This is a genomic window from Desulfuromonas sp. TF (assembly GCF_000472285.1).
Taxonomy (GTDB): Bacteria; Desulfobacterota; Desulfuromonadia; order Desulfuromonadales; family ATBO01; genus ATBO01.
Window position 1 is genome coordinate 85,564 of record NZ_KI421426.1, and the last position, 7,144, is coordinate 92,707.

Annotated in this window: 4 protein-coding genes and 1 pseudogene; 4 read left to right on the forward strand and 1 reads right to left on the reverse strand. The window is 62.4% G+C overall.

Annotated elements, in window-relative coordinates:
• Positions 1-66: 66 nt before the first annotated feature.
• The 4 genes from DTF_RS0118480 to DTF_RS0118495 all read left to right on the forward strand — a co-directional run bounded on the left by DTF_RS0118480 (position 67) and on the right by DTF_RS0118495 (position 6,427).
• On the forward strand, positions 67-564 hold the full coding sequence (locus tag DTF_RS0118480) for a ferritin family protein (protein ID WP_027716525.1): 498 nt from the start codon (positions 67-69) through the stop codon (positions 562-564).
• 211 nt (positions 565-775) lie between these two features.
• Entirely contained in the window at positions 776-2,572 is a 1,797-nt protein-coding gene (locus tag DTF_RS0118485) for a chloride channel protein (protein WP_027716526.1), read from the forward strand.
• Entirely contained in the window at positions 2,565-4,760 is a 2,196-nt protein-coding gene (locus DTF_RS0118490) for an ATP-dependent helicase (protein ID WP_027716527.1), read from the forward strand. Before DTF_RS0118485 ends, DTF_RS0118490 begins: the two co-directional genes overlap by 8 nt.
• A 221-nt stretch (positions 4,761-4,981) precedes the next feature.
• Positions 4,982-6,427: a DUF4139 domain-containing protein gene (locus tag DTF_RS0118495; protein WP_027716528.1), complete on the forward strand. Its 1,446-nt coding sequence runs from the start codon at positions 4,982-4,984 to the stop codon at positions 6,425-6,427.
• A gap of 127 nt (positions 6,428-6,554) precedes the next feature.
• Here DTF_RS0118495 and DTF_RS27435 read toward each other — a convergent pair.
• Positions 6,555-7,144, reverse strand: a pseudogene (locus DTF_RS27435) (acetylpolyamine amidohydrolase); the annotation flags it as partial.

Below are 7,144 nucleotides of genomic sequence, written 5' to 3' on the forward strand. Positions count from 1 at the left end.
GGTTTGAATCGATTTTTCGATTTCATATTCAAACCTTGCCGACCAGGAAAGGAAAGGAGAATCCCCATGTTCGAACATATCGACGTTCAGGAAGCCATTAAACGCTCCATCCAGACGGAAAAAAACGCCCGGGATTTTTATCGCCTTGGCGCGAGCCACATGAAGAATTCCCGTGCCCGCAAGACCTTCGAGGTGCTGGCCGCGGAGGAGTCGGATCATGCCCGGTGGTTCTACGACATCTACGAGGGGCCGGACATTCCCGATTTCGATGCCTTCATGGCGGTGGCGCCGGACAAGGACGCCGACTGGCTGACGGATCTGGAAAAGGAGATGATGGAGGAGCTGGACGAACGCAAGGCCATGGAGCTGGCCATGGACAAAGAACTGAAGCTTGAAGAAGCCCTGCGGGAGCTGGCGGAAAAAATGCCGGATGGCGCCGTAGCGGAAGTCTATCTCAAGAACGCCGAATCAACCCACATGCACTTCGAACTGATCGAATCGGAGTATGCCCACCTGATGGGGATGGTGCACGAAACCGATATCGATACTTTTGTCCGGGAGTAAAGGCTAAAATCGAGGACGGATGGCGGAAGACCCGCCTTCGCCAAGGCTTCGGCGGGCAACCCCTCTGTCCTTTGCTTGCCCGCCATAGCCGAAAGGCGACGGCGGGTCCTCCATGGTTTACAACCCCCGCCGCTGGTGCTAGTATCGCCCTTTGAGCCAAGGGCACCCCCTTCCCCGTCATGTTCAAAAGCCTCACCATGGAGTAAATTTTTTGCGTCCCAGTACCAAGATCTACGTCCGGCTGCGACGGCGAAGCACCGCGGCCCTGAGCCGCTTCCGCATCAGCGAAAACACCTTCATGGCCATCCTGGCGGTGGCCATCGGGCTGCTGTCGGGGCTGGGCAACTACGCCTTCCGCAAGACCATCGATTTTTTCCACTGGGCCGTTATCGAGCAGGGAGTTGATTTTTTCAACATCTCCTTCGACGAATGGAGCCTCAACCGTCTCCTGGTGGTCCTCTTTCCGCTGACCGGCGGCCTGCTCATGATCCCCTTCGGGATTTTCTTCGCCAGGGACCTGAAGCACGGCTTTCCCGCCTTTCTGGTGCAAGTCAACCTGCGGGGTGCGAAGATCCCGGGGAGGACCATCCTGACCCGCGGTCTGGCCAGCGCCATCACCCTCGGCACCGGAGGGAGCGCCGGGCAGGAGGGACCCATCGCGCAGATCGGCGGCGCCATCGGCAGCCAGTTCGGCCAGGCGTTCAATATGAGCGGCGACCGGCTGAAGACGCTTGTAGCCTGCGGCGTCTCGGGCGGCGTGGCCGCCACCTTCAACGCCCCCATCGCCGGGGTCTTCTTCGCCCAGGAAATCGTTCTGCTCTCCTCCTTCGAGCTCTCCAGCTTTACCTCCATCGTCATCGCCAGCGGCATGAGCACCGTGGTATCGCGGGCGCTGCTGGGGAATGTCCCGGCTTTTGCGGTCCCTCCGTACATGCTCGCCAGTTCATGGGAGATCATCCTCTACATCGTGCTCGGGGCAATCATCGGGGGCTTGGCGGCCGGATTCATCGATGTCCACTTCCGGATCAAGGACAGGTTCGATCGCCTGAAACTGCCGCGGCTGGCCAAGCCGGTGCTTGGCGGGTTTCTGGTGGGGGGCGTGGGGATATTTTTTCCCCAGGTCTTCGGAAACGGGTACGAATTCATGGAAACGGTCCTCCACGGCCAGGGGCTGTGGTATCTCCTCGCAGCCCTGGTGGTGATGAAGGTGGTGGCCACCTCCATCACCCTCGGTTCCGGGCTCCCGGGGGGGCTTTTCGCTCCTTCGCTCTACATCGGCGCGGTCACAGGAGGGGCTTTCGGCAAGCTGGCCCAGATGCTCTTTCCCGGTCTGGCGATTTCGCCCGGCGCCTATGCCCTGGTGGGGATGGGGGCCTTCCTCTCGGCGGCGACCCATGCCCCCATGACGGCCATCTTCCTGCTCTTCGAGATGACCGCTTCCTACCAGGTCATCATTCCCATCATGCTCTCCTGCGTGATCGGCACCGCCATCAGCCGCCATTTCAAAAAGGACAGCCTCGACACCGTGGAACTCTCCCGGGCCGGCATCAATCTCGAAGCCGGCAAGGAACGCAACATCATGAAATCCCTCAAGGTGGGCGAAGTGATGACCCGCGATCCCGAGTCGATCCCCGAGAACATGACTCTGGGACAGTTCGCCCAGTTCACCGCAAGCACCCGGCACACTAATTTCCCCCTGGTCAATCGCAGGGGGCAGCTGACCGGGATCATTTCGGTGCAGGATTTCATGGGGGTGGTGTTCGAAAGGGACCTGATGGACCTGATCGTGGTCAAGGAGCTGGCGACCCTCGATGTCGTTACCGTGACCGAGGAAGACGATCTTGACCAGGCAATGAAAAAGATCGGTTACCGCAATATCGAACAGCTGCCGGTGGTCGACCGGGAAGGGGGGAGCAAGCTGGTGGGACTGGTCTCCCGCCGGGACATGGTTTCGGCCTACAACAGGGCCCTGATGACCCGCTCCCTGGAGGAGGAATCCGATGCGTGATCTGGTCAGCGCTCTCAATCCCATGCAGCGAAAGGCGGTCCTGCACGGCGACGGACCCCTGCTGCTGTTGGCTGGTGCGGGATCGGGCAAGACCCGGACTCTGACACACCGGGTCGCCTTTCTGATCCGGGAGGGGGGCGTCGAGCCCTGGCAGATCCTGGCCGTGACCTTCACCAATAAAGCCGCCGCCGAGATGAAGGGGCGCCTCGAGCGGCTGCTGGGGGATTCGGAGCTGCCCTGGGTGGCCACATTTCATGCCACCTGCGTGCGCATCCTGCGGCGCGAGATCGCGGCTCTGGGATATTCCTCCGATTTCACCATCTATGACGACCAGGATCAGGAGCGGCTGCTCAAGGGAGTCCTCAAGGACCTGCAGATCCCGGAGAAGTCCCTCAAGCCCCGGGCGGCGGCCTGGGCGATCGACGGCGCCAAAAACAAGGGGCTTTTCCCTGAGGAGATCGACCGGGACGATTATCATGCCGAGATGATCGCCCGGGTTTACGCGCTTTATCAGCAGAGGCTGAAGCAGGCCAACGCTCTCGATTTCGGCGATCTCCTCCTTCTGGCCCTGCGCCTGTTCGAGAAGCACCCCGATGTTCTCGACAAGTACCGCCGGCGCTTCCGCTTCATCATGGTCGACGAGTTCCAGGACACCAACCAGGTCCAGTACCGCCTGATCCACCTTCTGGCCGGCGGATACGGCAACCTCTGCGTGGTCGGCGACGACGACCAGTCCATCTACGCCTGGCGCGGAGCCGAGATCGGCAACATCCTCGGCTTTGAGCGCGATTATCCGGGCTGCACCGTCATCCGCCTCGAACAGAACTACCGCTCCACCCGGACCATCCTGGAAGCCGCCGGCGAGGTGGTGGCGAAGAACATCGGCCGCAAGGGGAAGACCCTGTGGACCGACAACCCCGAAGGGGAAAAGATCACCCTCGAACCCCTCCCGGACGACCAGGAAGAGGCCCGCTTCGTCGCCGGAGAGATCGCCCGCCTCAGAGAGAGGGGGCGCCACCTGCGGGACATCGCCGTCTTCTACCGCACCAACGCCCAGTCCCGCTCCCTGGAGGAGGCCCTGCGCAGCCGCGGCCTCCCCTACGTGATGTTCGGCGGAGTCAAGTTCTACACCCGCATGGAGGTCAAGGACGTCCTCGCCTACCTGCGCGTGCTCGCCAACCCCGCCGATTCCCTCTCGGCCCGGCGCGTCGTCAATGTTCCCCCCCGGGGAATCGGGGCCGCCACGGTGGGGAAGATCGCCGAGTTCGAGGAGGAAGCCGGGGGATTCCTCGCCGCCTGCCTCATCGCGCTGGAGCGTGGGGAGATCCGGGGCGCCGCCGCGAACAAAGTGGGCGGCTTCGTCGCGATGATGGACGGCTTCCGGGGGCGCCTCGACCGCATTCCCTACCCGCAGCTGACCGCGGAGATCATCGAGGAGAGCGGCTACGGGGCGATGCTGCGCGAGGAGCGCACCGAGGAGGCCAAGGGGCGCATGGAGAACCTGAACCAACTTCTGGCCGGCATGGAGGAACACTACGGCTCCGAGGGGTCCCTGCAGGAATACCTGGAGCAGATCGCCCTGATCACGGACCTCGACTCCTACGATCCCAGCCTCGACCGGGTCACCCTGATGACCCTGCACGCCGCCAAGGGGCTGGAGTTTCCCGTGGTTTTCATGACCGGGATGGAGGAGGGCCTCTTCCCCCATTCCCGCTCCGGCGACGGGGGAGATGAGGTGGAGGAGGAGCGCCGCCTGTGCTACGTGGGGATGACCCGGGCCATGGAGAAACTCTATCTCTCCCACGCCCGCCGCCGCCGGGTCTACGGCGATTACCAGTTCAACCCGCCGAGCCGTTTCCTCGCCGAGATCCCCGCCGCCGCACTGGACCGGGGGCCGGCGCCCGCCCTGCACAAGCCGGCCGTTCACAATCTGGCGTCGATTTTCGAACAGCTCGCCCCCTCGCCCCTGGAAGGGGAGCCGGAGGACTTCTTCGAGGAAGAGGTCAGGATGGTGGCCGAAGCCGAAGAGGGGCTGCACATCGGCAGCCGGGTACGCCACATCAAGTTCGGCATCGGCACGGTGCGGCGCCTCGAAGGCAGCGGCGACAACCAGAAGGTGACCGTCTACTTCAGCACCGTCGGGCCGAAGAAGCTCCTCCTCAAGTTCGCCGGGCTGGAGCCCGCCTGAATGCAATCGGCAAACCCTGGAAAACCATCGCACGCAGATAAAATCTGATAAAGGCGGATTTTAAAACCGTTTTATCCGAATTTATCAGATTTTAATCAGATGTTATCCGCGTGCAGGGTTTTGAACCTTTGCCTGCACAGGGCAAGGTTTTGGTATGCTTGAATCATTGTCTCCGCAGTCGGTGCTCTGGAGGCGCCACCTGTTTTTCAAGGGAGGAGTTTATGCCGAGGAAAAGTGCGAGGATTGTCGTGACCCTGCTGAGTGTTCTGCTGCTGGTTCCGGTTGGGGTCGGTGCTGCCGAGGAAAAGCGCAGCACCCTGGAAGACCAGCAGAGCGTGGCGGTCACCATCTACAATGAAGACCTCGCCCTGGTCAAGGATCAGAGGCGGGTGAAACTCGACAGCGGCCAGAACCGGCTCGCTTTCCGGGAGGTGAGCGCCCGTATCCGTCCCGAGACCGCCCTGCTGAGAAGCCTCAGCCATCCGGAAGACTTCTTCCTCATCGAGCAGAACTTCGATTTCGATCTCCTCACTCCGCAAAAGCTTCTGGAAAAGTACGTCGGCAAAAACGTGCAGGTGATCAAGTCCCATCCCCAGACCGGTGCCGAGACGACCCTGGACGCCCGGGTGCTGGCCGCCAACGGCGGCGTCGTGCTCCGGATCGGCGACCGGATCGAAACGGGGATTCCGGGGCGGATCGTCTACCCCGACGTGCCGGAGAACCTGCGCGACCGTCCCACCCTGGTGACCCTCCTCAACAGCGGCACCGACAAGCCGCAGCAGCTCGAACTCTCCTATCTGACCGGCGGCCTCTCCTGGCGGGCCGACTACGTGGCCGAGCTCTCCCCAGCCGACGATAAGCTCGATCTCTCCGGCTGGGTGACCCTCACCAACCAGAGCGGCGCCACTTACGGAGATGCCAGGATGCAGCTGGTGGCGGGCGACGTGCACCGGGCGGAGGAGGCCATGATGGACTACAGGGTCATGGAAACCAGGGCCATGGTCAAGGCCGAAGCGCCGCGGATGGCCGAGGAGGCACTTTTTGAATATCATCTCTACACGCTGGATCGTCCGACGACCATACGGGAGAACCAGACCAAACAGGTGGCCCTGCTGAACGCCTCGGCGATCCCGGTGAAGAAAGAATTCCTGCTCAAGGGGAGCGATTATTATTACCGAAGCAGTTATGGAGATCTGGGCCAGAAGCTGAAGGTCGGGGTGTATGTCGAATTCGAGAACCGCGAGGAAGCCGGACTGGGGATGCCCTTGCCCAAGGGGATCGTGCGGGTGTACAAAAAGGATTCGGCCGGAGGCGCCCAGTTCGTGGGGGAGGACCGCATAGACCACACTCCGAAGAACGAGGATATCCGGCTCAAGCTCGGCGATGCCTTCGACGTGACCGCCGCGAAGAAACAGACCGTCTTTGAAAAAAAGGCGGATTACGGCCCGTATGAATACGTTTTTGAAAGCGCCTACCGGATCGAGCTGAAGAATGCCAAGAAGGAGTCCGTGACCGTGAAGGTCATGGAGCCGATGCCGGGAGACTGGAAGGTCCTGACGGAAAGCCATCCGCATACCCGCGAGGCTTCCGGCACGGCGGTCTGGGAGGTCCCGGTGCCGGCCGAAGGGGAGACTATCCTGACCTACAGGGTGCAGGTGCGGTTCTGAGCATATCGCCGCGGATAGAGGCGAGAAAGGGGAGCGGCGGAGTGCGCTCCCTTTTTTTATGCGGTGTTGCGGTTCTTCCCGAGCCGGTTCCGGTGGATTCCGTCGGTCCTGGAGCCGTGAGCCGACGTCAGTCGCTGCCGAATGCGCCCGCCCACAGCCCGGTGAAGAAGTGCCGGGCGTTGCTGCCGAGGACCCGGGTGTCGTAGCCCCCTTCCTGGACCACCAGCGTCGGCAGCCGCAGCCTTCCGATCAGCCGGCCATTTTCGGTGAAGTCCTCAGCCAGCAGGCTCCAGCTACCGGTCGGGTCCCCAATGGCGGTATCAAGGCCGAGGGAGAGAACGAGAAAATCGGGGCGGAAGCGGCGCAGCCTCCGCAGGGCCTTCTGGAGCAGCTGCCGGTAACCGGCGCCGTCGAGTTCTTCCGGGCCGGGGAGGTTGAGATTGAAACCGGCTCCGTCCCCGGTGCCCTTTTCGTCCCTGAAGCCGTTGAAGTAGGGGTAGGCGAAGCGGGGATGCCCGTGGATCGAAACGGTCAGCACGTCGGCCCGTTCATAGAAGATCTCCTGGGTGCCGTTGCCATGGTGATAGTCGATGTCGAGTACCGCCACCCGGCCGAAAGCGGTCAGGTAATGGGCCGCCACCGCCGCCGCGTTGAAGTAGCAGAAGCCGCCGAAGACCCGGCTCTCGGCGTGGTGCCCCGGCGGCAGGACCAGGGCGT